Source organism: Aerococcus sp. Group 2, from assembly GCF_905125285.1.
In the GTDB taxonomy this organism is placed as follows: domain Bacteria; phylum Bacillota; class Bacilli; order Lactobacillales; family Aerococcaceae; genus Aerococcus; species Aerococcus urinae_E.
In genome coordinates this window covers 11474-35515 of the sequence record NZ_CAJHPA010000001.1, presented here as the reverse complement: position 1 = coordinate 35515, position 24042 = coordinate 11474, and the positions used below count along the sequence as shown (strand labels likewise).

The following is a 24042-nucleotide window of genomic DNA, read 5'->3' as shown; positions in this document are numbered from 1 at the left end:
TTCTTTTTCTTAAGCCCTATTATAAAAAAAGAAGCCTCAGAATGAATAAAGGAAAAGCAAAGAAAGTTCAAAGAATGTTAGAGTGCGACAGTCACACCAAAGGACGAAAGCACTAGAGAAAACTGGAATAAGTTCAACAAAGTTGAGCGTTTCCAGTTTTTGAAGTGGACATTCGTCCTGTGACTGGAGCAGGTTTGGAAAGGATGTGAGAACGCCATCAAAGACTTGAATCGCTACGCATACTATATCTGTAACTCGCTGACGCTTCGAACAGCTATAGCAACTGGAGAAAAATTACCATAAGCACAGGGATCTGTGCGTTGGAATTTTCTGAAGTGACTTCAAGGCTGGCGTTCGAACTCAACTAGAGAGTGCGACAGTCACACCAAAGGACGAAAAGTCATTCACTTTGAGAATTCCTATAACCGAAAACCTAACCCCCAGATAGTTTCAATCCAGTCTTTACCACTGACTGCTTTTAGTTTCTTACGCAAGTTAGATATATGCACACTAAGGGTTTTGTCATCCCCAAAGTAAGCTTCCTGCCACGCCCCCTCATAGACCTCTTGCTTAGAAAAGATCCGCTTGGGATAAGTCAATAACAACCTAAGAATCGCCCGCTCACGTGGAGTAAGTGACAGTTCCTGCCCCTGATAGCTAATCAACTGATTAGCTTGATCTAGACTTAGGCCTTGATGGGTAATTATTTCCGTATTAGAAGAACAAGTCCCCTGCTTATTTTTTAACTGTACCTCGATTCGAGCCATCAGTTCATTTAAGTCGTAGGGTTTGACCATATAATCATTAGCCCCAGCCCTTAATAAAGTCACCTTGCTAAAGGAAGAATCTTTGGCTGAAAGAACAATAACGGGAGTATTATTTTCTTTTCGTAACTCGCTAAGAAAGTCTTCCCCTGTCATGCCTGGCAACATCAAATCCAAAAGTATTAGGTCAAAGGCTGTTTTATCAAGATTAAGTAAGGCTTCCGTTCCTGAATAGGCCTGTTTATAATCATAACCTTCTCGCTTTAATTTTTCGCTTAACATGTCTTGGATACTAGGATCATCTTCTACAATTAAAATAGTGGTCATTTCATCCCTCCTGCTTAAAGCTTATAAAAACTTCCTTTGGCTTGTTTGACCATATTAGCATAAAAGCTTGACAAAATCCGCTTGAATTGAGTAGAATATAAGAGTTGTTACTTCTCGGGGTAGCTCAGCTGGATAGAGCAACGGTCTTCTAAACCGTGGGTCGCGAGTTCGAATCTCGCTCTCGAGATAAGTGAGTGCATAATTGAACACTCAAGCAAGTTAAAAAGCTGGTAGATTAATTTCTGCCAGCTTTTTTCTTTTATTCAGTTTTAGGAAGCGGAAGGTAGTCAGGCTTATAGCCCATAATTTGATAGGATTCGCTGTCCTTATCAAATTCAAATTTCTCAATATAGAAACGATTTTGCCAACCCAGCCACTCATTAGCCGCTTCTGGAGCGACTTGGACCGCAAAGGGTTGATAGATATCCTTAACCTGGTCAATAATTGCCTGACGCAAGGCTTCAATATCCTGGCTATCTTGGGCCGACATCAGAATATGGGGACTAGAAGGTGTGAGAACCTCTTGGTCTGACTCCACTTGGTCACGCTTATTATAGATATAGAGCTTGGGTAGGTCTTGCATATCCAAGTCTTCCAGTAATTGGTTAACCACAGCTTCCTGTTCTAAGGCAAAAGCCGAAGAGGCATCCACCACGATCATCAATAAGTCCACATTGCGACTCTCTTCCAAAGTTGAATGGAAGGCATCGATAATCATCGGTGGCAGATCTTGGATAAAACCAACCGTATCTGTCAGGGTAATTTCAAAATGGTTGGGCAGACTAAATTTTCGTGTTAAAGGCGTTAGGGTAGCAAAAAGTTGGTCAGCCTGGTAGGTTTGGGCATCAGTTAAGGCATTAATCAAGGTCGATTTTCCAGCATTAGTATAGCCTAAGAGGCCGATTTTAAATAGGCCTGACTTCTGCCGACGTTCCCGGGTTAATTCTCTTTGCTTTTCCACTTCTTTTAACTCATGGCGGATTTTTTGAATTTCATTACGGAGAACTCGGCGGTCTTGCTCTAACTTGGTCTCCCCTGGGCCCCGGGTACCAATTCCCCCACCGAGTCGGGATAAAACTGTCCCCATCCCTGCTAATCGGGGTAAGAGGTATTCATTTTGGGCCAAGGCCACCTGCAACTTCCCTTCTTTAGACGTTGCCCGGCTGGCAAAAATGTCTAAGATTAATTGGACCCGGTCAATGACGGGACAGTCAATAGCCTCTTGCAAATTGCGGTTTTGTGAAGGCGACAATTGTTGATAGAAAATCACCAAGTCAATGTCTAGCTCCTGACTTAGGTCATGAATTTCTCTAACCTTGCCGCTCCCAATCAGGTAACGGGCATCTTCTTGGTCACGCTTCTGACTTTGCCGGCTGACCACTTGGCCACCCGCAGTTTCTACTAAGGCTGCTAATTCATCCATTTGCATGGTGAAACCTAAGTCAGTGGTTTGTGGGAGTTGTAAGCCGATTATTAATACATTTTCTGGCATAGAAACCTCCTTTCACTCTCTATTCTTCTAGGAAAGCTGCCACATCACTAATCACAGTAGCTAAGCTATCCTCTTTTTCGACTAAATTATACCAGTGAACCTGGTCCATCCGGTTCTTTAGCCAGGTCAACTGCCGTTTGGCATAGCGTCTCGAATTTCGTTTTAGCAAGTTGAGACTAGTTTCTAAGTCCTCTTCGCCCCTTAAATAGGGAAAGACTTCTTTGTAACCGATGGATTGCAGGCTTTGACTTTTAGGGTCTAGGTCCTGGTCTAAGAGCCACTGGGCTTCTTTGAGTAAACCCTGGTCTACCATCAAGTCCACCCTGTGGTTAATCCGCTCATACAAACGCTGGCGGTCACAGTGGAGGCCAATGAAGTAATAGTCATAGGGGCTGTGGTGGTCGTCATGGGTTTCCTTGGCTTGGGAGAAGAGCTGATCAGAAAAAGTTCCTACCTCTAAGGCCCGGATCACCCTTTTAACATTATTGGGATGGATCTTTTCCGCAGCTTGGGGATCTAATTCGACTAACTTTTGATGGAGGGCTTGGTTACCGTGACTGGATGCAAAATCTTCCATTTCCTGTCTATAATCTGGTCGGGGTTCAACCTGTCCTCCTAAAGAGAGGTCGAAGAGAAAAGACTCCAGGTAGAGTCCTGTTCCCCCGACTAAAATGGGCAAGTCTTGATCAGCTTCGATTGCTTGAACTGCCGATTCAGCATCCCGCTTAAAATCAGCCACCGTATAAGGCTGGTCAACTGATCGGATATCCAGTAAATGATGGGGAATCCCCTGTCTTTCATCTAAAGTGGCCTTAGCGGTACCGATATCTAAGCCTTGGTAAACTTGCATAGCATCGCCATTAATGACCTGCCCCTGGAAGTGCTTAGCCAGTTCAATACTTAGGGCGGTTTTACCTACAGCGGTAGGTCCACCAATACAAATGAGCTTAGTCTTCATGAATATCTTGCCTTCTTTGTTGACGATAGTCTTGAGCCTGTTTCAACTGGTCTTGGGCAGCCCGGCGACTGGCTTCAGTCATAACTTCACCGGTAGTCATGTGGCCAATCTCACCAATCCGTTCCTCTTCATTCAAGCGGCTAACTTGGGTTTGGGTCTGGTCTTCATCACTGACTTTAGCGATATGCAATTGTTGGTCAGCCATAGCAGCCACTTGGGGCAGGTGGGAAATACAGAGGACTTGGGCCGACAAGGCAATCTCAAACATCTTGTTGGCAATGGCTTGAGCTACCCGGCCACTCACTCCAGTATCGACTTCGTCAAAGACCACAGTCGATGTCGGTCGACTAGCCTGTAAAATGGCCTTAATAGCTAAGATAATCCGCGAAAGTTCCCCACCACTGGCAATTTTATGTAGCGGGCGTAGGGGTTCGCCGGGGTTGGTTTGAATATAGAAGGTCACTTCATCCGCTCCAGAAGCAGCAAAGCTCTTTCTTTGTTTAAAGTCAACCGCAAAGCGGGTATTTTTCATATAGAGATCTTCTAATTGAGCCTCGATAGCTGCTTCCAATTCTTCTGCCACAGACAGGCGTTTTTGATGGAGTGCCTTGGCAGACTTGGCAATGGCTTGTTTGGCCTGCTTAAAGTCAGCTTCCAATTCTTCTTGATGGTTTTCCCGGTCTTGTAAGTCTTGGTAGTCCTTTTGAGCTTCTTGGTAATAGTCTAGAATATCAGCAATACTTTTTCCATACTTGTGTTTCAGTTGGTCTATCGTGGCTAGCCGCTCTTCAATTTGGTCTAAGCGTCTGGGGTCGTAGGATAAGGAGTCCAGGTTATCGCGAATACTGTAAGCGAGTTCCTGAACACTGTAATATGCGGATTGAGCTTGTTCATAATAAGCCTTATAATCACTATCCAAGTCTTCAATTTGCCCTAGGGCTTGGCTGGCTTCACTCAGTAAGTCCACCGCATTGCCTTCCCCTTCTGATAAAGCATTTAGCGCCTGGCCTAGGGAAGCCACAATATTTTGATAGCTTTGCAGTTTTTGCCGTTCTTCAGTTAATTCTTCGTCCTCGCCTTCAACCAATTGGGCCAGTTCAATTTCATTAAGTTGAAACTTCAATAAATCGAGACGTTGGGCCACTTCTTGCTCATTTAAGGCAAAGTCTTTGATAGCTTTTTTAGCCTGACGGTAATTTTGATAGTCTTTTTCGTAGGCTTCCTTCTCTTGGGCAATCCGCTTGCCGGCATATTGGTCTAAGAGGTCCAGGTGGTTTTTAGGGTCAAGTAAGCTTTGGTGTTCATTTTGCCCATGGATTTCCAGTAAATAATCGCCCAATTCCTTGAGCAGAGAAACCGTTAAGGGTACGCCATTCACCTTGATGGTATTACGCCCCTTTTGGTCTAAGGTCCGGGTAATTAGTAATTGATCATCCTCAAAGGGAATTTCTTGGTCCTTGAGAAAGTCCCGCCCGGCTTGAGAAAAATCGGGTAAGTAAAAAATCCCCCGTAATTTTAAAGCCTTGGTTCCATAGCGGATAAAGTCGACTGAACCCCGACCCCCGGCTAAGAGGCCCAGGGCATCGATAATAATGGACTTTCCTGCCCCCGTTTCCCCAGTGAGGACCGTCATGCCTTCATCAAAGTCAATGGTCACTTGGTCGATAATGGCAAAATTTTCAATGACGATATTTTGTAACATGACCCTTTTTCCTTTCTAGTGAAATTGTTGGTGGGCGGCTTGGACGACTTCCTGACTATTGACATGGGCGGCAATTTCGCCCTGATGGTCTTCTTGGTGGTTTTGGAGCAGGGTTAGAAATTCGATATTTCCAGTTCCGCCAGTAATTGGGGAATAGGTCAGGTCTAAGATATCGTAGCCCATTTCAGTCCCGGCTTGGAAGATCATTTCAATGACTTCCTCATGGATTTTGCCATCCCGGACTAAGCCTTTCTTCCCTACCTTATCCTTGCCCGCTTCAAATTGAGGTTTAATCAAAGCCACTACCTTACCTTGGTCTTTAAGGATGGCCTTAAGAGGCGGCAGGATGAGTTTTAAGGAGATGAAGGAAACATCAATCACGGCAATATCTGGCACGCCTTCAGTAAAGTCTTCCGGTTGACTGTAACGGAAATTGGTCTGCTCCATCACGGTCACCCGGTCATCATTACGGATCTTCCAATCCAGTTGGTTGGTCCCCACATCCAAGGCATAGGAGTGTACCGCTCCGTTTTGTAAGGCCACATCGGTAAAACCTCCGGTAGATGAACCGATATCTAAAACATTTAAGCCGGAAAAATCTAAGTCAAATTCTTTGATGGCCTTCTCTAATTTAAAGCCACCCCGGGACACATAGGGAATTTCATGGCCTTTTCTTTCTAAGACGGACTCCACTGGGATTTTTTCCCCTGGCTTGTCAATCCGTTCTTGTTTTTCATTATAGATCTTACCCGCCATAATTAAACGCTTAGCCTTTTCCCTGGTATCGGCTAGGGCTTGGCGGACCACCATAATATCTGCACGTTCTTTTGTCATGGCTATCCCTTTCCATAATCCATGCTGAGGTAACTGAGAAAATCTCTTAATAATTGCGGATCAAAATCCTCTGACTGTTTACTTAAGTCATCAAGGGCCGCATGACAGGCTTGCCGTTCACTAGCTAAGGCTTTTAAAGCTCCATCCTTACCTAAAAGACTAGGATAAGTATTCTTATCACTTTCTTGGTCCCCATGTGACTTCTTGCCACGCTCTTCATCGGTCCACATGACTTCCTGGAGGTCATTTTGAATTTGATAGGCGATGCCAAAGTGTCTAGCGTAAGTGGCTAAGGATTCTTGGGCTGCTTGACTAAGGTCCATGATTAAGGCAGGAGCCATGATGGCAAAGTATATCAGGGCTCCAGTCTTCTTAGCATGTAAATTTTTGAGTTCTTCGATTTTTAACTGCTTTTCTTCACTGGCCATATCCATAATCTGGCCGTCTACCATGCCCGACTTACCCGCCGCTTGGGCTAAGAGTTGGACGAGTTGCAAGCTGAGCTTAGGATCAATGTCTGCTTGCCCTTGGCTTAAGACTTCAAAGGCTAGGGTCAGTAAGGCATCTCCTGCTAAGATAGCCGTGGCTTCGTCAAACTTTTTATGGTTGGTAAGTTGGCCGCGACGGTAGTCATCATTATCCATGGCCGGTAAATCGTCATGAATCAAGGAATAGGTATGGATATATTCCAGCGCACAGGCTGGTGCCAGGCCTAAGTGATAATCATAGCCAAAACTCGCTAGGGTGGCTAACAAGAGGCTTGGACGGAGGCGTTTGCCCCCATTTTCTAAGGAATAGCGCATGGAGGTTAGCAGACTGTCCTGGCTATCCTGGCCTAAGTGGTCGATTAATGCCGCCTCTAATTCGCTGTCAATGCTTTGGCGGAAGCTCTTCAAATCCATTATTGGTCCTCATTTCCCTTGGCAACTTCAAATTCTTCCAATTCATCCTGGTCGTTCATAAGTTTAGCCATGGTTTTTTCGGCTTTTTCTAAGCTTTGGCTACAGTAATTAGAGAGCTTGACCCCCCTTTGGAAGGCATCCATGGATTCTTTCAGAGGGATGTCACCGTTTTGTAATTGGGCGACAATGCCTTCTAATTCCTTTAGGGCTTCTTCAAAGCTGAGTTCCTCAATCTTACTATTCATCATCATTCTCCTTATTCTGTAATGGCTGCAGGGCTTCCTTCTTAGATCCGATAACCTGGCTGTTTAAGTAACCATCAGCTAGTCTGATGTGGACATTATCGCCAATAGCGACTTGGTCGACCGATTCCACCGGTACTTGGTTTTTACTTAAGTAGACATAGCCACCCGATAAACGCTTGAGGGGGGACAAGAGGTCTAACTTACCAGCAACTTGCTGTAATTGGTATTGCTTACGTTCCAAGAGTTGGCCTTGAACTTGGCGTAATGACTCACCTAGGCTAGCTAACTTGTGCTTGTTTTCTAAGACTAAGAGCTTAGGGCTCAAGCCTTGTAATTCCGATTGGACCTGTCTCAGCCGTCGTTCCTCTTGGTAAAGCTTGTTAGACACCAAGTCATTCAAACGGTTATCTAAGTCGGCCAACTTAAGCCGATAACCGTCATACATTTTCTCCGGTTGTTTGAAGAGATAGGATGACTTGACCTGCTCTAAGCGATGTTTGAAGTAGTTCAAGCGGTTGAGTTGGATTTGAATCAGGCGCTGCTTGTAGTCGTTAATGGTAAAGACCAGGTCATTGAGGACCGGAGTAGCCAGTTCAGCCGCCGCTGTTGGGGTGGCCGCCCGCTGGTCACTGACATAGTCCGACAAGGTGGTATCGGTTTCGTGGCCAATGGAAGAAATGACTGGGGTCTGACAGGCCGCAATGGCCCGAACCACTTCTTCTTCATTAAAGCACCACAAGTCTTCAATAGAACCCCCACCCCGGCCAATAATAATGGTATCGTAATCGCCACTCTGGTCAGCTCTTTGCAGGTTCTTAACAATACTCTTAGCGGCTTGTTGACCTTGGACCACAGTCGGATAAAGGACAATCTGGACAATGGGATAACGACGTCTAGCAGTGGTAATAATATCCCGAATAACTGCCCCCGATGGTGAGGTCACGACCGCAATCCGCTTGGGATACTTAGGGATGGGCTTGGCTTCAAAAGTAAAGAGCCCTTCTTCGCCTAGTTTCTGCTTCAATTGTTCGAAGCGGACATAGAATTGACCGATCCCATCCGGCTGGATATGGTCAATAATGATGGAATAGCGGCCCGTCTTTTCATAGAGACTCAGTCGGCCGATGACTTGGACCTTCATACCATCTTCTAGGTCGAAATTGAGTTTGGAGAAAGTCCCCCGAAAGATGATAGCTGAAATATAAGCGTCATCATCCTTGAGCCCAAAATATTGGTGCTTATTCTTTCCCCGGTTACGAAAGCCTGAGACTTCACCTACCAAATGGACAGTTTGCATGTAGGGGTCGCGGTCAAACTTAGCCTTAATGTATTTGGTTAATTGCGAGACCGAGAGATACTGGTCTTGGGCATCATTCATTAATAACCCTCGTTTCTATGGCGCGGATTAACTGGTCAAAGATTAGGGTTGTGGTTAAGGGGCCAACTCCTCCTGGAACTGGGGTCAAGAAACCTTGCTTACTTTCCAAGGCTTCAAAATCAACGTCCCCGCTGACTTTCCCCTTTTCATCATAATTAGTTCCAATGTCAATGACTACTGCGCCCTCCTTTACCATATCGGCTTGGATAAAGTGAGGCTTACCGATCGCCACACAGAGGATATCGGCTGCTTGACTAATGGCTGTTAAATCTTTGGTGTGGGAGTGGCAAACGGTAACGGTAGCGTGACGAGAGAGGAGTAATTGCGATAAGGGCTTACCAACAATATTACTCCGGCCGATAACCACGGCTTGCTTACCCGCAATTTCAATTCCAGAAGCTTCGATTAAACGCAAAGCAGAAAGCGCAGTATTTGGAATCATTTTAGGAGTCCCTTTTAATAAATAGCCCAGGTTGAGGGGATGGAGCCCATCCAAGTCTTTTTCTGGGGCGATGGCTTCAATCACTGCTTGTTCATCGATATGCTTGGGCAGGGGCATTTCCACCATAACTCCGTGAATATTAGGATCCGCATTTTTTTCTTTAATGGCTTGGACTAGTTCCCCAGTAGAAGTGGATTCTTTTAGGGAGATAAAATCATAGATTACCCCTAATTTTTCTGCTAGACGGCCTTTGACTTTAGCATAGGCAGCACTGGCATCATCACTCTCCACTAGAAAGGTTACCATCCGTGGCTGAATGCCCTGGTCTTTTAAGGCAGCCACCCGCTGGCTCAAGTCGGCCTTCAGGGGCTCTGTAATCGTCTTCGCTTGCAATGCTTGCATGTTATCGCTCCATTCACTTTACAAATTCTCTTACCACTAAGTATATAAGAATTTTCCCTAAAACAAAAGTCAGGAAAACAGGTCAAAAAAGCCCTGAACCACTAGGAGAAACCCAGTCCAGTAGTTACAACTACCTGCTATGGTTCACCCAGTGGTGGTCAGGGCTGACTATTAAAGCACATGGTTATTTAAAAGGAAGTATCTTAAAAGCGTCTGTTTCCCTAATTAGAGGTCTTCATCTGACTGCTTGTCTTCGGCTGTTTCTAAGATACTAGAAAGAACGCCATTGATAAAGCGCCGGGAAGCTTCATCGGAATAGCGACGGGCTAAGTGGATAGCTTCATCGACCGCAACCACTCCCGGAACCCGGTCATGGTCCCCATAAAGAATCTCATAGGCACCTACTCTTAAAATAGCCAGGTTCATCGCCTCCAAGCGGTTAAGCGACCACTTCCCTTGGATGTGGTCTTCAATGGCTTGGTCAATACTTTCTTGATGGGCAGCAATCCCGTCTAAAAGTTCTTGGTAATACGACGGCAAGCTGAGCTCCTCATCTTCTGAGACAGTCGTTTGCTTGAAGCGCTTGTTGCTCTTCATTTGCCCTTGGCTCTTCTCCAAGGGTAAACCTTGACTCTTCAATTGGTCCAATTGCTCTTCATCAATTTCTTCATAGCTCAATTGATCTTCCAAATCGTCAAGATTGGCTAATAAGTAAGCAAAGCTCTCTTCCTTCGTGCTTTCTGGTACCATGGCCTCTTGATAGAGGGTGAGTACCGCTAGTTCACGTATTTGTGATAATCCTAAATTCATTATTGCCACCTAACTATTGTTCCCAAATGGCGAGATCGCAAACCACAACATTGACCCGGTCTACCAGAATATCTGTCATTTCATAGATCGTTTCTTTGACATGTTTTTGTAAAGCCAGCATGGTTTTAGGGATGTCGCGGCCATATTCACTGACGACTGCCATTTCAACCACCACTTGGCCGGACTCATCATTATAGAGTCTGACACTGTTAGCTTTTGAAAAGAAGGCTTGAAATGAGCCTTGGTATTCATTGATCGGTAGCGCGCCTTCGATATGCTCACAAGCAATGCGGGCTATGGTTTCAATCACTTCTGGGGCTATATTGATACTTCCCTTAGCATCCACTTCATGGGAAAGGACATCGTTTGCTGTTGATGTTGTCATATTATCGCCTCTCTTCATGACATCATTCTTTATGAGATAGACAAAAGAATTTTTACTTTGCTATGTGAAAACTAAGCCCGGGAAATGTATTCGCCGTCATTGGTGTTGATGACTAATTTATCACCCTTGTTAACAAAGAATGGCACGTTAACGACTAGGCCGGTTTCCATAGTAGCGGGTTTGCTGCCACCTGATGCGGTGTTTCCTTTGATCGATGGTTCAGTTTCAGCAACTTCGAGTTCTACGGTGTTAGGAACTTCTAGACCAATGACTTCCCCTTCAAATGAAACCACAGAAACGATCATATTTTCTAATAAATATTTTAATTCGTTTTCAATTTTTTCAGTTGGGATTTCGATTTGTTCGAAGGTAGTGGTATCCATGAAGACATGGGAGTCCCCAGCTGCATAGAGGTATTGCATTTCTTGGGAATCAATATGGGCAGTTTCCACCTTTTCCCCTGCACGCCAGGTCTTGTCGGTTACGGCGCCTGAACGTAGGTTTCTTAATTTAGACCGAACAAAGGCACTGCCCTTACCTGGTTTAACATGTTGGAATTCAATAATCCGATATAAGTTGCCGCCGTCTTGGATGGTTAAGCCATTTTTAAAGTCATTTGTTGTTATCATTCTTTATCTCCTTTTTTCTTGAAATCATTTCTATTTTAGCATAGACGCGCTAAATTTTCCCTAACTAGCTTGATATTTTACAAAACAATCAATTCACGTGGGGATTTAGTGATGTATTCGTTACCGTCTTCATGGATGAGTAAGTCATCTTCAATCCGGACACCACCTAGGTTTTCCAAGTAGATTCCTGGTTCATCGGTAATAAATTGGTCTGCTTTTAGGACGTTTTTACTGTTGGGACCAGCCATTGGGGCTTCGTGGACTTCCAGACCGATACTGTGACCAAGAGAGTGGCCAAAGTTCTTTCCATAGCCTTGGCCTTCGATATAGTCTCTAGCAATGGCATCCAATTCTTGGCCGGTCATACCAGGTTTGAGGGCTTCTTGGACCATGCGATTAGCATCAAAGACAATTTGGTAGATCTTCTCTAAAGTGGAATCCACTTGTCCCACAGCCACGGTCCGAGTCATGTCGGAACAATAACCTTGGTAGTAGCAACCAAAGTCAATGGTAATTAACTCATGGTTGGCAATTAATTTATCCGTAGCGACCCCATGAGGCATGGCTGAGCGTTTACCGGAAGCCACGATGGTGTCAAAGGAAATTCCACTAGCACCGAATTCGCGCATCTTAAAGTCCAGAGTATTGGCAATATCAATTTCACTGATTCCCGGTTTAATATAACCCAGAATATATTCAAAAGCCTTATCGGTAATTTCACAGGCCTTTTTGATCTTATCAATTTCATCAGCATCTTTCACTTGACGGAGAACTTCAATCATTCCGGAAGCTGGCACCAATTGGACTTCTAAAACATTTTCAAAGTCGTCAAATTGCGCGACTGTCACATGTTGTTCTTCATAACCGAGTTGGCTAACCCCGTTTTCTTGGAGTAATTCTTGGATCAGACGCAAGGGGGAAGAATGTGAGGCAGAACCACCTGCTTCAATGACCTCATAACCTTGGCACTGGAGTTTCGCTTGCTCGGTGTAACGAAAATCGGTAATAAAGTAAGCGTTCTTGGTTGTTACTAAGGCTAGTCCACTTGTCCCAGTAAAGCCAGTCATGTAGCGCAAATTATAGGAATTGGTCACTAAATAAGCGCCCAAACTTTCTTCTTGCAAACTCGCTTGGAGCTTTTTGATACGTTCTTTCACAATAGTTCCTCCTTATTTACTGAGTAAGTAATGTAAATCGTACACTCCATTCTACCACAAGTTGAGAAAAATATTTTATAAACTTTATTTGATGCCTCTTTCTTAGGTGACATGTAGTTTTTACACAAAGTCGGTCAAATTTTATAGAGTCAAAGATAAAAAGGCTGTGGCTTGAACCACAACCTTCTTTAAAGACGAAATTTCTTTCATTTGCTATAGCTGTTCCAAGCATCAGCGAGTTACAGATATAATATGCGTAGCGATTCAAGTCTCTGACGGCTTCCACACATCCTTCTTCTAATAACTTAGATCATAGACCTTGTCACTAGCATAGATGGTTACTCGACATAGTTGCTGGTCATTTTGAGTGTAATAGTCAACTTGGCCGAGGTTAAAGTAAAAACGTTTGTTGAGCTTTAGATTTGCTCGTTGATCTTTAATCTGTTGACTGATTTCCTTATCTTGCTGGTCTTTGAGTTTGGCTTTGACTTGCCTGAGCTCTTTTTCTTTAGCCTCAACCATTCTTTTCTTCTTAGCTTCTTCCTGGGCCTTTTCCTCTTCAGGAGAAAGCTCCTCAGCCTTTTCTTCAGCTAAATCTTCCTCCTCTAATGCCGCTTGCTCCTTATTAGCCTCTTCTTCTGCTCTTCTGGCGTCCAGGTCTTCTTGGGCTTGGTCGTAATTTGGATAGACATTAACCAGTAAGATTTCTGTCTCCTCATCCTCATTCTCCAGCATCTCCTCTAAACCAGGTCCATTAACTAGGACCTCTTCTGAGTCTGAATCTGTATTGACTTGGATAAGATAAACCTGGTCGGGATTAGATATATCCACTTCCCCTTGATCGATTATGCCCGCAAAATACTCCCTATTTAATGAAGAAATTCGTTTATAAGCGTCTTGGTCTTGATTCTGTTTTTCTTTATCTCGCTTTAGACTTGCTTCTTGTTCTTCGCGCTCTTTTTGCTGGGCCTCTTTCTCCTTATCTTGGATCGCTTTTTCGATCCTTTTCTCTTCTTTAGCGAGGCGGTCTTCATACTTGGCTGACATTTCACTTTCTACCTGGTCCTCAATTTTCAAGTATTCGTGCTGGTAGGCCATTTCTGCCAGGCTATGGGCCAGGTAACCTTCCGCTACTGTCCGCATATTGGTGATATTGACTTGGTAGAGCTTGAGGCTAGCTAGCGACAACAAGCTCAGGATAAAGAGCAAGGAGAGGGAGTAAAAGAGGATGGAGCCAGACTTATCCTTAATCACTTTCCCTAGCCTCCTCTCTAAAGGAAATCAGTGCCTGGTATTCTTTTTGATCGGCCAAGCGGCAATTTACCCTCACTTGGTAAGAATTGACCATGGTGAAATTTACCCATTCCACCCCCATCAGGTAAGGTTGGTGGCCACGACCAGAGACCAGACGGCGGATCATTGAAGACTCCTGGTTACTGTAATACTCCATCTGAATCCGTTGGCCACTAGCCAGTTGGTAGTTCAAGCGAGTGCCGGTCGCCCAGTTGAGCCGACTATGACGGGCTTCTCTTTGCAGCTGCATCAAAAAAACGCCCCAATCATCTTGTTGGATATCCTTGACGGCTTGGTAGTGGTTAATCTCCACCTCGACCACCAGGACAAAGAGGGATTGGATCATAAAGAATAGGGCTAGGGCCAGGACTGCTTCAATTAAGGTAAAGGCCGACTTATTCCAAGTCTTCCACACTTTCCAATTCAATGCTGACTGCCTCCACTTCTTCTCGACCGGGAACATAGGCGGTCCCCTGGATAAAGTCTACTTGGCTGGTTTTTTCTTGGCCCACACCGGCTAATATCTCACTATACAATGCTTCCTGCTGGTCTAGAGCAGCTTGCTGGCGCTTGAAGTGCCTTAGCTGTAAGGGAATCATAGTGACAAATAATGACACAAAGGAGGCAATCAAAAATAAAGAAACCAGGGCTTCGACTAGCATAAAACCCGTCTTATTCCTTACGTTTTTCCACCACATACTTGCCCACTCCTAACTGAAATTTCACCATGTAACGCCCCTGAGGGTAGCGTAGGGTAACCGTTCGCGGCTGGATATAGCCGGTCCCTGGTTGGATGCTGACCTTTTGGTAGGACTGAATTCGGGTATTCTTAGGCAAGAGAATAATATCTTTGATATAAGGATCCTGCCCTTCCTTAGCCTGCATAATCCGCACCTGGTAAGAGAGAAAATAAAGATAGTAGTATTCGCCCTTGATAATGGCCTCCTTTTGACAGGCTTCGTAACTCTGCAGTATTTCCTGGAGGCAAGTTTCAATAGCTAAATTTTGACTGGCTTTTTGACTTTGAATCATGGTCACCGTAAAGATCACCCCCACAATAAATAAGGTTAAGACCATGGACAGGAGAGTCATCCCTGCCTTAGTCCGTACTTGCTTAAGCTTCATTCTTATTCAGTGGATATGGCATTGAAGCGGTCTGCCTGCTCTTGGCTTAAGTATTCTTCTGCCACCAATTGGTCAATCGTCCCCTCTTGGCCATCATGGTCATTTTTGTAGAGGATCTTCTGGGTTTCAACGGTTTGTATGAGGGCTTCGTCCCCGGTTTTCTGGGCACTGTCGCGCTGATTCATGATATTAGGTAAAAAGAGTAAGATCAGTAAGCCTAAAATAAAGAGAACAACGATCATTTCTAAAAGAGTGAAGCCTTCTTGCTTATGGACACCTAATTTCTTCATCATTCGATTCGCTTTATGGTTTAAGACATTCATCATCCTGGTATCTCTCCTATCATATTAAACATGGGTAGCATCAACATCAGATAAATGGTTACGATAAATAGTGCAATCACGATAAATAAGCCATTCTGAACCCAACGCATGAGGAGCTTGACCTGGTCTTGGTAATTCTTCAAACAGCGCTGGCTGTAAAGACGCATCTTGAGCGCCAATTGACTCAGTAGCTCCCCTTGGTGGACAATGGCGGGGAATTCACGGGTAAAGATATTAACGGTCCTTAACTGACCGACAATAGCCTGGCCTTCTTCATAAGAATGGGCCAGATAATGACCAAAGTCATAGAGAAATGGGACCTCTTCTTGCTGGCCAAAAGTGTCAATAATCTGCTTAATGGAATAGCCCACCTGGAAGAGTTGGCTGAATTCATAGGCGAAGTAATAGGTGTAATAAAGCCGCAAGAGTCTCCCTAAAATTGGAATTTTGACCAAGGTCTGGGCTTGAACTAAGGGACCCACCTTTTTCTTCCAAAGTCGAAAAAGCAAATAGAAAAGCACTAACGCCATGACAAAAATTCCTAAAAGTAAGGGGAGGTTTTCCAAGCACCAAAAGAGTAAACCTAGGACTCCAGAGTCAGGGCTGGCTTGTAGACGGTCAAATTGAGGTAAGACAAAACCTCGCATTCCCAAAAGCATGGCTAAGAGTAAGACCACTAGAAAGATCGGATAGCGCAAGCTTTGCCTGATAGTGGCCTGCTGCTGGGCCCTCTCCTTAAGATAGGAACTGATCGTCTTTAGCCCTGGGGCAAAGTCACCCCAGCGTTCAGCTACTTGGATTTGGAATTGGATATCCTTTGCCAGTTTCATCTCTGCGGTGGTTTCATAGAAGAAATGTCCTTCAATTAATAAGGCTTCCATAGCCTGAAAAGTCTCCGCTTGCTTAGGATAGAGAGCCGCTAAGAAGGAAAAGATATCAATCATTTGAAAACCTTCCATTAACATGTCAGCGATATAGGCAAGCACTTCAGCTTGGAGGGTTTTATTCCAAGAGGAAGTAATTTCGTAATTAGCAATTTTCTTCCAATTGATAGGCCGCCAAAAGTTCGGCTTGGATTTTTCCATGAGTATAAGCCTCCTGCAATTTACTATTTAAAGACTTAAAGTCACTGGCTATTTTCCCCTTGGTGAGGTAGTGGGCCAGCATGCGGGCATTCATCCACTCACAAAAGAGTTGCCGTGAGGCCGCTTCTCCTGTGACGGGAATAAGGCGCTGGGAGGCTACAAACAAGAGCGTTTGCAGTAATTGTTCTTGGCTGAGTCCCAACTCTTTCATTCGGCCAATAACCCCGATGCAGTTCTTGGCATGGATAGTGGCAATCACCAAGTGCCCGGTTAGGGCTGCCCGCATCACCATTTGAGCAGTTTCTTCATCACGGATTTCACCGATCAAGAGAATATCGGGATGGTGGCGGAGACTGGCCTTGATCAGCCGTTCATAGGTCAAGCCTGCCTTGCGGTTGACTGAGATCTGTAGAAAGTTGGCTTCCTTAATTTCGACCGGGTCTTCCATGGTGATCACCTGGCAGGCGCGTTCCTGGTAGACCTCTCTTAAGAGATGATAGATGGTTGAAGTCTTTCCCGAGGCCACCGGGCCAGAGAAAAGCATGAGTCCACTTTTTCGATAAAGGTATTTCTTCATCTCCTCTAAGTCTTCAGCCTCTCGCTCACTGTACTGCCACTGACTTTGGTCATAGAGCAGACGGATCACCAAGGATTCCTGCATGAGGTAGTTGGCTAAGGTAGACAACCTAAGTTCAATTTCTCCCTGGTCTAATTGATAGATCAAGGCCCCTTCTTGGGGTAAACGTTGCTCGCCCACATCTAAATGACTAATATACTTCAAATAGCGAATCCAGCGGCTACCAAAGTCTAAGTCAAACTGGCGCACCGGCTTTAGAATTCCCTCTTGGCGGAAATAGACTTGGTAAAGACCCTTTTCTGGCAAGAGATGGATATCATCCACCCGAGCTTGGTAAGCTTCCCTGAGTATTTCTTGAGTGACTTCCTGCAAATTATCCCTCCTTTTCCTTCATTAAATACAGTGAAAGGCTTAGGCGTTAACCGCCTACTTATTGGTCCGCAAAATCTTTACTTTTTATTTTTAATTTTCTCAGCTTTTTAAGCTAAAAATCAGTTTGCTGACTCTCATCCGTCTGAGGCCAAAAATGTCAAATTGCTAAAACGCTATCATTTTTATCCATGCAAAAATCGTCAGCAAGCGCCGACTTTTTACTGTTTTTGCAAGATTTCATCCCGGGTAAAAATGACTTTAATTGCCTTCTGTCCTATAATGAATTGCAGAGCTCAAACTGGCTTTGTGCTTATAAAATAAAAAAAGAAGGATGGTGGAATAGATGGATAAAATCATAGAGCAATTGCACCATATGGAAGTTGATGCCAATCGTCATCTTGAGAGTGTTCAAGAAGAAAAATTAGCCTTGCGTCAAGACTATGATCAAAAAAAAGCTGATTATAAGAAGCAAGCTCAAGATAAGTATGACGAAGAATTAGCCAGGGTCCAAGCCCGTAACCAAGACTTACGCGAGCAACGTACCCAAGACTTGCAAGCAAGTTACAACCGACAAATGGAGCAAATCAAACAGCTCGTTGATCATGATCAAGACAGCTACCTCAAGGATTTCTTCAATCAATTACAGGCACTCGGAGTGACAGGCGATGACTAACTATACCGCTATCAACACCAAGGTCCGGGCCATGAAGGGGAGCCTTGTCTTGACTCCAGAAGAAATCGATGACCGCTTAGCAGGTTATACCTTGTCAGACCTCTACCAGGTCCTCGACCAATTGCCCTCCTACCACCAAGTGATGCCCAGCGAACAGAATAAGCTTGACCTCACTGCGGAAAACTTGATTGAACTGATTGATCGGGGCTTGCGCTATGACTTTCTCAAGCTCTACCGCTTTTCTGGTTTCGAACAACGGGCGGCCTTGTCAGTCTATGGGATTCGTTTTGAACGCGAATTTATCACCAAGGTGCTCAGAGGCTTGGAACGCCAAGAATCGGTCCCCTTTGTCGTCAACCCCTTTACTGACTACTTGGAAAAACACCGCCACTTTCACATCGGTGAACTGATTACCAAGACATCGGTCCTTGATGCTATTGATACCTTTAGAGATACCGATTACGGTAAATTCTTTGAGGATTACCATGATTATTTCCACGACCACGACTACAACCATTACATTATCAGTACCGTCTTTGAACAATACTGTGCGGTCTTGGTTTGGAAGAAGGCCAGTCGGGTACTTAATGATAAGGCCCTGACCCGCTTTAAGAAGTTATTTGGTAGTGAGATGGATTTAGCCAATATCCGGACCATTTTTCGTTTGAAATTCTACTATAAGGTGGATGAGAACTTTATCCGGTCGCAACTCTTTAGCCCAGGTCGCTATCTCAATGAAGCAAATATCAGTGCCCTCCTGGCTAGTCAGGACAAGAACACTTTTTTCAACCTCTTGACCAACTTGGGCTACCAAGATTTATTCAAGAGTGGAGAAAATAAAGTGGTAGGCCTCAAGCAACAAAAGGCTTGGTTAAAGACCATTGAGCACCGTTTTGCTAAGAGTTTACCGCAGTCGGTTTTGCCCCTCTTTGACTATCTCAGCCTCAAAGAATTGGAAGCTGACCTCCTCAAGGAAAAGGTCGAAGCCATTGCCTACCAATCCCCTGTTACTATGCCATTCCATAATTGAAAGGAGTTCCTTGGATGATTACAAAGATGAGTATGGTCAACATATCTGGTCCCCGTGATGATATCGACCGGATGGCTGACCAATACTTAAGTCATTATGATATTCATTTAGAAAATACGCTAAAGGAATTATCAGAAATACAGACTTTAAAACCCTATACCAGTCCTGATCCCTACCAACCCTGGGCTGATCGGATTGATAACTTATTACAAATCACGAGTGATGAAGAAGAAGAATTAGAAGGCGATTGTCGCGACTTAGACTTTGACTATATCAAGCGTCTAGTGACTGAGGTCGAAAAAGATTGCTCCGATGTCCAAGGGCAATTAAATGAAGTCAATGAATCACTGGAAAAGTTAGAGGCTGACTACCACACCTACCTGCCTTTTTCTGAAATCGACTATAACTTAGCCGATATTCTTTCCATGGAAAAGATTAAGTTTCGCTTTGGCCGCTTTACCGAAGCCAACTATCGCAAGTTTAAAAAATATATCGATAATATGATTCCTTCCATCTTTATTCCATCTAAGACCGAAGACGGCTATGTTTATGGCCTTTACTTTGTGCCTGCTGAAGCCCGGCAACGGGTAGACGCTTTGTATTTCTCCTTAGCATGGCAAAGAATTTACCTGCCTGAAGAAAGCGGGACTTTTAAAGACATTCTCAGCCGTTACCAAGGCGAAATCCAAAAACTCAAGAAGATGCAAGCTGATCTAGAAACCAAGCTTAAAGCCTTCCTCCTACCTGTTAGAGACAACTTACTGGAAGCTAAACAACGTCTCCATAAGTTATCCAAGGCCTTTGGCGTCCGCCGCTATGCAGCCATTACCCGAAATGAATTTGCTAAGAAGGAAACCCGCTACCTCTTAATCGGTTGGATGGATGAAGATGATGCCAAGTCCTTAGTCAACGACGTCAAAGATGATCCTAACGTGACCATCTATATTGAAGACGATAGTGATGAAGATAATATCGAACCTCCCACGAAATTGAAGAATAATTTTTTTACCAAACCCTTTCGCATGATCACTAAGATGTATGGGACCCCCAATTATGAAGAGATGGACCCTACACCCTTAGTGGCGGTAACCTATTCCTTAATGTTTGGGGCCATGTTTGGGGACGTGGGCCACGGACTCTTACTCTTTTTACTGGGTTTAGCGTCCTACCATCTACCTAAAGTCGCCATGGCCAAGATGTTCTTGCCAGTGGGTATTTCGTCGATGCTTTTCGGTTTCTTATACGGTTCCGTGTTTGGAATTGAAGACAAGATTATTGAACCGATCTGGTTGAGTCCAAGTAAGGCCATGACCAATGTGCCCTTCTTTGGAACTTTGAACACGGTCTTTGTGGTGTCAGTTTGCTTTGGGATGTTCTTAATTCTCTTAACCATGCTGATGAATTTTGTCTTACGGCTTAAAGAAGGCGAAAAATTGGAAGCCATCTTCGACCGCAATGGCCTCATGGGCTTAATTTTCTACGGATTAATGGTTTTAACCCTGGTCCTCTACATGACCGGTCATTCCTTACCTGCCCTAGGCATTATTATTGCCGTGATGGTGATTGCCCTACTCTGCATTGGTTTTAAGGAACAAATCATTAACTTTATTGAAAAGAAAAAAGCCGATAATGAAGACGGAATCGTGATTCAATTAATCACCGTTTTCTTTGAAGCTTTTGAAACCTTATTATCCTTTATTTCCAACACCATTTCCTTTGTCCGGGTGGGTGCCTTTGCCATCAGCCACGGCGTTATGATGGGGATTGTTTTAATGTTTGCCAATCTAGAAGGTAATAACCCTAACTGGTTGGTCTTTATCTTAGGTAACCTCTTTGTCACTGGATTCGAAGGTTTGGTTGTCTTTATCCAAGTCTTACGGCTAGAATTCTATGAACTCTTCAGTCACTTCTACAAGGGCGACGGGATTGAGTTCAAGAGCGTCTGGTCATCAACCAAGTCATAATTCATAAGTTGTCGATTTAATTCAATTTAATTTTTTAAAAAGGAGAATGAAAATGTCTATTGCTACTATGCTTAAATTAACTATTGCCCTAACCTTTATCCTTGCTTTTGTCCTTCCAGGCGCTTATTACTTCTTAGGCCATGCCGGTCGGGAACGTTATAAGAAAACCTTGGCTTGGAATGTCTTTGCCCTGGTATCAGGAATTGCCATTGCTTTAATTATTGCCTACCACCCAGAAGTGGCCTTTGCGGCTGGTCAAGAAGCAGGCGCTGCTAGTGACGGTTTAGCCCGTGGCTTAGGTTTTATCGGTGCTGCCCTTTCTACTGGTCTCTCCTGTGTGGGTGCTGGTATTGCCGTATCTAACTCTGCTTCTGCAGCTCTTGGTGCCATTAGTGAAGACGCTTCTATCTTTGGTCGTTCATTGATCTTTGTTGGTTTGGCTGAAGGTATCTCCCTCTTCGGTTTAATTGTTTCCTTCTCTATCCTAGGTCAACTTTAATGAAACAATATCTCATTAGCGATAATGTGCATTCCTTAACCGGGATGAAACTGGTGGGCGTTGATGGCGTCTTGATCAAGGACCACAATTCATTTGAAGAGGCTTTTCAAGCAGTCTTGGAAAGAAATGATATTGGTGTTTTGATGATTTCGCCCCAGCTGATTGCTGACCACCAGGACCTAGTCGATGAGGTGCGATTCAACCGCTCAACACCTCTGATTGTAGAGATGTTAGGCCCCAATGAATATGCATCCGAACAATCCTCAATCGCTGACACCATCCAGCGTGCCATTGGGATATCCATTTAGGAGAGGAGCCTAGTATGAAACTTGAAGAAAAAATGGCTTATTTTAAGGATCAAGTGACCCAACAAAGCCAAGCTGAAATTGACCAACAAATTAACCAATATCGGCAAACGCTAGAAGACGATTACCAAAAATTTCAAGTACAAACTGATGAAACCTTTGCTCACCGTTTAGTTAACGAAAAAGAAGCCTTACGCAAGGAAAATAATAAGGCCATTTCTCAAATTCAAATCAACCAACAACGGGAATTGTTCTTAACCGAAGAGAACATGAAATTGACTCTCTTCCAAACCTTCACCAAGCAAATCGAAAGCTATCAAAAGAGTGAGGCTTATATTGAACAATTGAAAAAAATGCTGAAGAATATTCAAGCCTACGCAGGTCGTGAAAAATACGACCTCTACATCGATGAAAATGATAGTCATTTAAGAAGTCAATTAGAAAGTTATGCTTCCCACCCTATCATTATCTCTGACCGCCCCTTCATGGGCGGCATCCGGGCGGTATTAAGAGAGCGTCAAATCTTAGTAGACTACTCCTTCTTAACCTTTCTTGACCGCCTCAAAGAAAACTTTGTCATTAAGGAGGCTGATTAATCGATGGGAGAAAATACAATTTATGCCATTAATGGCCCCATTGTTACCGTCAAGGGTAATACCGATTTTTCCATGCAAGAATTGGTCCATGTCGGTAAGAGTCGCTTAGTTGGCGAAGTCATTCGTATCGACCAAGCGAAAACCACCATCCAAGTCTACGAAGAGACCGCCGGCTTAAAACCAGGCGAACCTATTTACGGGAGTGGCTCAGCCATGACGGTTGAACTGGGCCCTGGTCTCTTGAACAATATCTACGATGGGATTGAACGGCCCCTAGAAGATATCGCTGAATCCAGTGGTTTCTATATTAAAAGAGGCGTCAATGTCGACTCGCTCGACCGCCAAAAAGCTTGGCAAATCACCCCGACCGTTCAAGTCGGTGACCAAGTATCAGCTGGGGACGTCATCGCTGAAGTCCAAGAAACCCAAGCCATTAAGCATAAAATCATGGTCCCTAATTCTGTGGTCGGTGAAGTGATTGATGTAGTAGCTTCTGGTTCTTATACCATTGAAGAGACCCTAGCTACTATCCGCCAATTTAATGGTGAGGAATACCAAGTCAAGGCCTATCAAAAATGGCCGATTCGTACCCCACGCCCTGTGGCGAAGCGTCTAGAAAGTACTACCCCACTGCTCACTGGACAACGGATTATTGATACCGTCTTCCCGATTGCTAAGGGGGGGACAGCGGCCATTCCAGGTGGTTTCGGTACTGGGAAAACCACCATGCAACACCAAATCGCTAAGTTTGCCGATGCCGATGTCATTGTCTACATTGGTTGTGGGGAACGGGGCAATGAAATGACCGAAGTCTTGGAAGATTTCTCTAAACTGATTGACCCGCGTTCTAACGCCCCATTAATGGAACGGACCGTCTTAATCGCTAACACTTCCAATATGCCAGTGGCAGCTCGGGAAGCTTCCATTTATACCGGCCTAACCATTGCCGAATATTATCGGGATATGGGTTATGACGTAGCCATTATGGCCGACTCTACTTCCCGTTGGGCGGAAGCCTTACGTGAATTATCGGGCCGTTTGGAAGAAATGCCAGCTGAAGAAGGTTATCCTGCCTACCTGGCTAGCCGGATCGCAACCTTCTATGAAAGAGCCGGCGACATGGAAACCCTCAATCACGATAATGGTTCAGTGTCAATTATCGGGGCGGTCTCCCCTCAAGGTGGGGACTTCTCTGAACCCGTGACCCAAAACACCAAGCGTTTTGTCCGTTGTTTCTGGGGACTGGATGCCAACCTGGCCCATGCCCGTCACTACCCAGCCATTAACTGGATGAATTCCTATTCTCAATATGTGGATGACTTAACGGCTTGGTATAATAAACAGGTTTCCGAAGAATTCGTGGAAAACCGCTCACAAATGATGGCCCTACTCCACGAAGAAGATGAATTAAATGAAATCGTTAAATTAATTGGTTCAGATATCTTACCTGATTCGCAAAAATTGACCCTTCAAACCGCACGAATTATTCGTTTAGGTTTCTTACAACAAAACACCTTCCACGAAATCGACCAAGCGGTGCCGATTGCTAAGCAAGCCAAGATGTTAGATGTGATTCTCTATCTACATTCCCGCTGCCAACAATTGGTTCAATGGGGGATGCCAATGTCTTACATCGCTAAGGCTGATATTTTTAACCAATTAATTACCATGAAGTTTGATGTGCCAAATGATGACTTGGAAGCATTTGATCATTATTATGAAGATATCGATCGTTTCTATGAAAAAGCAATGCAAGAAAATGGATAAGGGGGA

General features: G+C 44.4%; 27 protein-coding genes and 1 tRNA gene. 8 read left to right on the top strand and 20 right to left on the bottom strand.

What is annotated here, in order from left to right; translation table 11 throughout:
• Positions 1–419 precede the first annotated feature (419 nt).
• Positions 420–1091 carry a response regulator transcription factor gene (locus JFU01_RS00205; protein WP_195855367.1) on the bottom strand — a complete coding sequence of 224 codons (672 nt, stop codon included), beginning with the start codon at positions 1089–1091 and terminating at the stop codon, positions 420–422.
• A gap of 113 nt (positions 1092–1204) precedes the next feature.
• Here JFU01_RS00205 and JFU01_RS00200 point away from each other — a divergent pair.
• Positions 1205–1278 (top strand) — tRNA-Arg (locus tag JFU01_RS00200).
• Between the two features lie 72 nt (positions 1279–1350).
• On the opposite strand, the gene hflX is transcribed toward JFU01_RS00200, so the two are convergent.
• The 19 genes from hflX to comGA all read right to left on the bottom strand — a co-directional run bounded on the left by hflX (position 1351) and on the right by comGA (position 17202).
• Positions 1351–2583 (bottom strand): GTPase HflX, encoded by a 1233-nt coding sequence (hflX, locus tag JFU01_RS00195; protein ID WP_198434165.1) that lies wholly within the window; start codon positions 2581–2583, stop codon positions 1351–1353.
• Positions 2584–2602: 19 nt separating this feature from the next.
• Positions 2603–3541, bottom strand: a complete 939-nt coding sequence (gene miaA / locus JFU01_RS00190) for a tRNA (adenosine(37)-N6)-dimethylallyltransferase MiaA (RefSeq protein ID WP_195855365.1) — start codon at positions 3539–3541, stop codon at positions 2603–2605.
• Positions 3531–5243 carry a DNA repair protein RecN gene (gene recN / locus JFU01_RS00185; RefSeq protein WP_195855364.1) on the bottom strand — a complete coding sequence of 571 codons (1713 nt, stop codon included), beginning with the start codon at positions 5241–5243 and terminating at the stop codon, positions 3531–3533. Before recN ends, miaA begins: the two co-directional genes overlap by 11 nt.
• A 15-nt stretch (positions 5244–5258) precedes the next feature.
• Positions 5259–6077, bottom strand: coding sequence for a TlyA family RNA methyltransferase (locus tag JFU01_RS00180; RefSeq protein ID WP_195855363.1), 819 nt, complete (start codon positions 6075–6077; stop codon positions 5259–5261).
• A gap of 2 nt (positions 6078–6079) precedes the next feature.
• The gene (locus JFU01_RS00175) at positions 6080–6979 is read right to left on the bottom strand and encodes a polyprenyl synthetase family protein (RefSeq protein ID WP_195855362.1); all 900 of its coding nucleotides are present in this window, start codon (positions 6977–6979) and stop codon (positions 6080–6082) included.
• Positions 6979–7224, bottom strand: a complete 246-nt coding sequence (locus tag JFU01_RS00170; RefSeq protein ID WP_013669827.1) for an exodeoxyribonuclease VII small subunit — start codon at positions 7222–7224, stop codon at positions 6979–6981. Before JFU01_RS00170 ends, JFU01_RS00175 begins: the two co-directional genes overlap by 1 nt.
• Complete coding sequence (gene xseA / locus JFU01_RS00165; protein WP_195855361.1) at positions 7217–8602, bottom strand: exodeoxyribonuclease VII large subunit; 1386 nt, start codon at positions 8600–8602, stop codon at positions 7217–7219. Before xseA ends, JFU01_RS00170 begins: the two co-directional genes overlap by 8 nt.
• The gene (locus tag JFU01_RS00160) at positions 8595–9446 is read right to left on the bottom strand and encodes a bifunctional 5,10-methylenetetrahydrofolate dehydrogenase/5,10-methenyltetrahydrofolate cyclohydrolase (RefSeq protein ID WP_195855360.1); all 852 of its coding nucleotides are present in this window, start codon (positions 9444–9446) and stop codon (positions 8595–8597) included. The genes xseA and JFU01_RS00160 overlap by 8 nt, the downstream gene beginning before the upstream one ends.
• Positions 9447–9671: 225 nt before the next feature.
• The gene (gene nusB, locus JFU01_RS00155) at positions 9672–10256 is read right to left on the bottom strand and encodes a transcription antitermination factor NusB (RefSeq protein WP_195855359.1); all 585 of its coding nucleotides are present in this window, start codon (positions 10254–10256) and stop codon (positions 9672–9674) included.
• 13 nt (positions 10257–10269) lie between these two features.
• A complete protein-coding gene (locus tag JFU01_RS00150) occupies positions 10270–10641 on the bottom strand; it encodes an Asp23/Gls24 family envelope stress response protein (protein WP_195855358.1) in 372 nt (123 codons plus the stop codon).
• A 71-nt stretch (positions 10642–10712) separates the two neighbouring features.
• A complete protein-coding gene (gene efp / locus JFU01_RS00145) occupies positions 10713–11270 on the bottom strand; it encodes an elongation factor P (RefSeq protein ID WP_013668769.1) in 558 nt (185 codons plus the stop codon).
• Positions 11271–11347: 77 nt separating this feature from the next.
• Positions 11348–12427 (bottom strand): M24 family metallopeptidase, encoded by a 1080-nt coding sequence (locus JFU01_RS00140; RefSeq protein ID WP_195855357.1) that lies wholly within the window; start codon positions 12425–12427, stop codon positions 11348–11350.
• Between the two features lie 297 nt (positions 12428–12724).
• Positions 12725–13681: a hypothetical protein gene (locus JFU01_RS00135; RefSeq protein ID WP_195855356.1), complete on the bottom strand. Its 957-nt coding sequence runs from the start codon at positions 13679–13681 to the stop codon at positions 12725–12727.
• Positions 13674–14147: a competence type IV pilus minor pilin ComGF gene (gene comGF / locus JFU01_RS00130; protein WP_195855355.1), complete on the bottom strand. Its 474-nt coding sequence runs from the start codon at positions 14145–14147 to the stop codon at positions 13674–13676. Before comGF ends, JFU01_RS00135 begins: the two co-directional genes overlap by 8 nt.
• On the bottom strand, positions 14116–14418 hold the full coding sequence (locus JFU01_RS00125) for a hypothetical protein (RefSeq protein WP_195855354.1): 303 nt from the start codon (positions 14416–14418) through the stop codon (positions 14116–14118). Before JFU01_RS00125 ends, comGF begins: the two co-directional genes overlap by 32 nt.
• A complete protein-coding gene (locus JFU01_RS00120; protein ID WP_195855353.1) occupies positions 14393–14845 on the bottom strand; it encodes a type II secretion system protein in 453 nt (150 codons plus the stop codon). The genes JFU01_RS00125 and JFU01_RS00120 overlap by 26 nt, the downstream gene beginning before the upstream one ends.
• Before the next feature lie 2 nt (positions 14846–14847).
• Entirely contained in the window at positions 14848–15171 is a 324-nt protein-coding gene (gene comGC, locus JFU01_RS00115) for a competence type IV pilus major pilin ComGC (protein WP_230086911.1), read from the bottom strand.
• Entirely contained in the window at positions 15168–16253 is a 1086-nt protein-coding gene (gene comGB, locus JFU01_RS00110) for a competence type IV pilus assembly protein ComGB (RefSeq protein WP_198434164.1), read from the bottom strand. Before comGB ends, comGC begins: the two co-directional genes overlap by 4 nt.
• Positions 16198–17202 (bottom strand): competence type IV pilus ATPase ComGA, encoded by a 1005-nt coding sequence (comGA, locus tag JFU01_RS00105; RefSeq protein WP_195855351.1) that lies wholly within the window; start codon positions 17200–17202, stop codon positions 16198–16200. The genes comGB and comGA overlap by 56 nt, the downstream gene beginning before the upstream one ends.
• Before the next feature lie 343 nt (positions 17203–17545).
• Between comGA and JFU01_RS00100 the strand changes: the two genes are divergently transcribed.
• From JFU01_RS00100 to JFU01_RS00070, 7 genes are read left to right on the top strand one after another with little or no spacing between them, the layout of a single operon-like run.
• Positions 17546–17875 (top strand): hypothetical protein, encoded by a 330-nt coding sequence (locus JFU01_RS00100; RefSeq protein ID WP_195854043.1) that lies wholly within the window; start codon positions 17546–17548, stop codon positions 17873–17875.
• Complete coding sequence (locus tag JFU01_RS00095; RefSeq protein WP_195855350.1) at positions 17868–18905, top strand: V-type ATPase subunit; 1038 nt, start codon at positions 17868–17870, stop codon at positions 18903–18905. Before JFU01_RS00100 ends, JFU01_RS00095 begins: the two co-directional genes overlap by 8 nt.
• Positions 18906–18919: 14 nt before the next feature.
• Positions 18920–20869 (top strand): V-type ATP synthase subunit I, encoded by a 1950-nt coding sequence (locus tag JFU01_RS00090; RefSeq protein WP_195855349.1) that lies wholly within the window; start codon positions 18920–18922, stop codon positions 20867–20869.
• Between the two features lie 52 nt (positions 20870–20921).
• Positions 20922–21368, top strand: coding sequence for an ATP synthase subunit C (locus JFU01_RS00085; RefSeq protein ID WP_082702867.1), 447 nt, complete (start codon positions 20922–20924; stop codon positions 21366–21368).
• Positions 21368–21676, top strand: a complete 309-nt coding sequence (locus tag JFU01_RS00080; protein ID WP_111821837.1) for a V-type ATP synthase subunit F — start codon at positions 21368–21370, stop codon at positions 21674–21676. Before JFU01_RS00085 ends, JFU01_RS00080 begins: the two co-directional genes overlap by 1 nt.
• 14 nt (positions 21677–21690) lie before the next feature.
• Complete coding sequence (locus JFU01_RS00075; protein ID WP_195855348.1) at positions 21691–22269, top strand: hypothetical protein; 579 nt, start codon at positions 21691–21693, stop codon at positions 22267–22269.
• Positions 22270–22272: 3 nt separating this feature from the next.
• The gene (locus JFU01_RS00070; protein WP_195855347.1) at positions 22273–24036 is read left to right on the top strand and encodes a V-type ATP synthase subunit A; all 1764 of its coding nucleotides are present in this window, start codon (positions 22273–22275) and stop codon (positions 24034–24036) included.
• Positions 24037–24042: the final 6 nt, after the last annotated feature.

Coding starts and splice junctions, on each gene's coding strand:
- JFU01_RS00205 (WP_195855367.1), bottom strand. CDS start 1,091: ATGACCACTATTTTAATTGTAGAAGATGATCCTAGTATCCAAGACATG.
- hflX (WP_198434165.1), bottom strand. CDS start 2,583: ATGCCAGAAAATGTATTAATAATCGGCTTACAACTCCCACAAACCACT.
- miaA (WP_195855365.1), bottom strand. CDS start 3,541: ATGAAGACTAAGCTCATTTGTATTGGTGGACCTACCGCTGTAGGTAAA.
- recN (WP_195855364.1), bottom strand. CDS start 5,243: ATGTTACAAAATATCGTCATTGAAAATTTTGCCATTATCGACCAAGTG.
- JFU01_RS00180 (WP_195855363.1), bottom strand. CDS start 6,077: ATGACAAAAGAACGTGCAGATATTATGGTGGTCCGCCAAGCCCTAGCC.
- JFU01_RS00175 (WP_195855362.1), bottom strand. CDS start 6,979: ATGGATTTGAAGAGCTTCCGCCAAAGCATTGACAGCGAATTAGAGGCG.
- JFU01_RS00170 (WP_013669827.1), bottom strand. CDS start 7,224: ATGAATAGTAAGATTGAGGAACTCAGCTTTGAAGAAGCCCTAAAGGAA.
- xseA (WP_195855361.1), bottom strand. CDS start 8,602: ATGAATGATGCCCAAGACCAGTATCTCTCGGTCTCGCAATTAACCAAA.
- JFU01_RS00160 (WP_195855360.1), bottom strand. CDS start 9,446: ATGCAAGCATTGCAAGCGAAGACGATTACAGAGCCCCTGAAGGCCGAC.
- nusB (WP_195855359.1), bottom strand. CDS start 10,256: ATGAATTTAGGATTATCACAAATACGTGAACTAGCGGTACTCACCCTC.
- JFU01_RS00150 (WP_195855358.1), bottom strand. CDS start 10,641: ATGACAACATCAACAGCAAACGATGTCCTTTCCCATGAAGTGGATGCT.
- efp (WP_013668769.1), bottom strand. CDS start 11,270: ATGATAACAACAAATGACTTTAAAAATGGCTTAACCATCCAAGACGGC.
- JFU01_RS00125 (WP_195855354.1), bottom strand. CDS start 14,418: ATGTGGTGGAAAAACGTAAGGAATAAGACGGGTTTTATGCTAGTCGAA.
- JFU01_RS00120 (WP_195855353.1), bottom strand. CDS start 14,845: ATGAAGCTTAAGCAAGTACGGACTAAGGCAGGGATGACTCTCCTGTCC.
- comGC (WP_230086911.1), bottom strand. CDS start 15,171: ATGATGAATGTCTTAAACCATAAAGCGAATCGAATGATGAAGAAATTA.
- comGB (WP_198434164.1), bottom strand. CDS start 16,253: ATGGAAAAATCCAAGCCGAACTTTTGGCGGCCTATCAATTGGAAGAAA.
- JFU01_RS00100 (WP_195854043.1), top strand. CDS start 17,546: ATGGATAAAATCATAGAGCAATTGCACCATATGGAAGTTGATGCCAAT.
- JFU01_RS00095 (WP_195855350.1), top strand. CDS start 17,868: ATGACTAACTATACCGCTATCAACACCAAGGTCCGGGCCATGAAGGGG.
- JFU01_RS00090 (WP_195855349.1), top strand. CDS start 18,920: ATGATTACAAAGATGAGTATGGTCAACATATCTGGTCCCCGTGATGAT.
- JFU01_RS00085 (WP_082702867.1), top strand. CDS start 20,922: ATGTCTATTGCTACTATGCTTAAATTAACTATTGCCCTAACCTTTATC.
- JFU01_RS00080 (WP_111821837.1), top strand. CDS start 21,368: ATGAAACAATATCTCATTAGCGATAATGTGCATTCCTTAACCGGGATG.
- JFU01_RS00075 (WP_195855348.1), top strand. CDS start 21,691: ATGAAACTTGAAGAAAAAATGGCTTATTTTAAGGATCAAGTGACCCAA.
- JFU01_RS00070 (WP_195855347.1), top strand. CDS start 22,273: ATGGGAGAAAATACAATTTATGCCATTAATGGCCCCATTGTTACCGTC.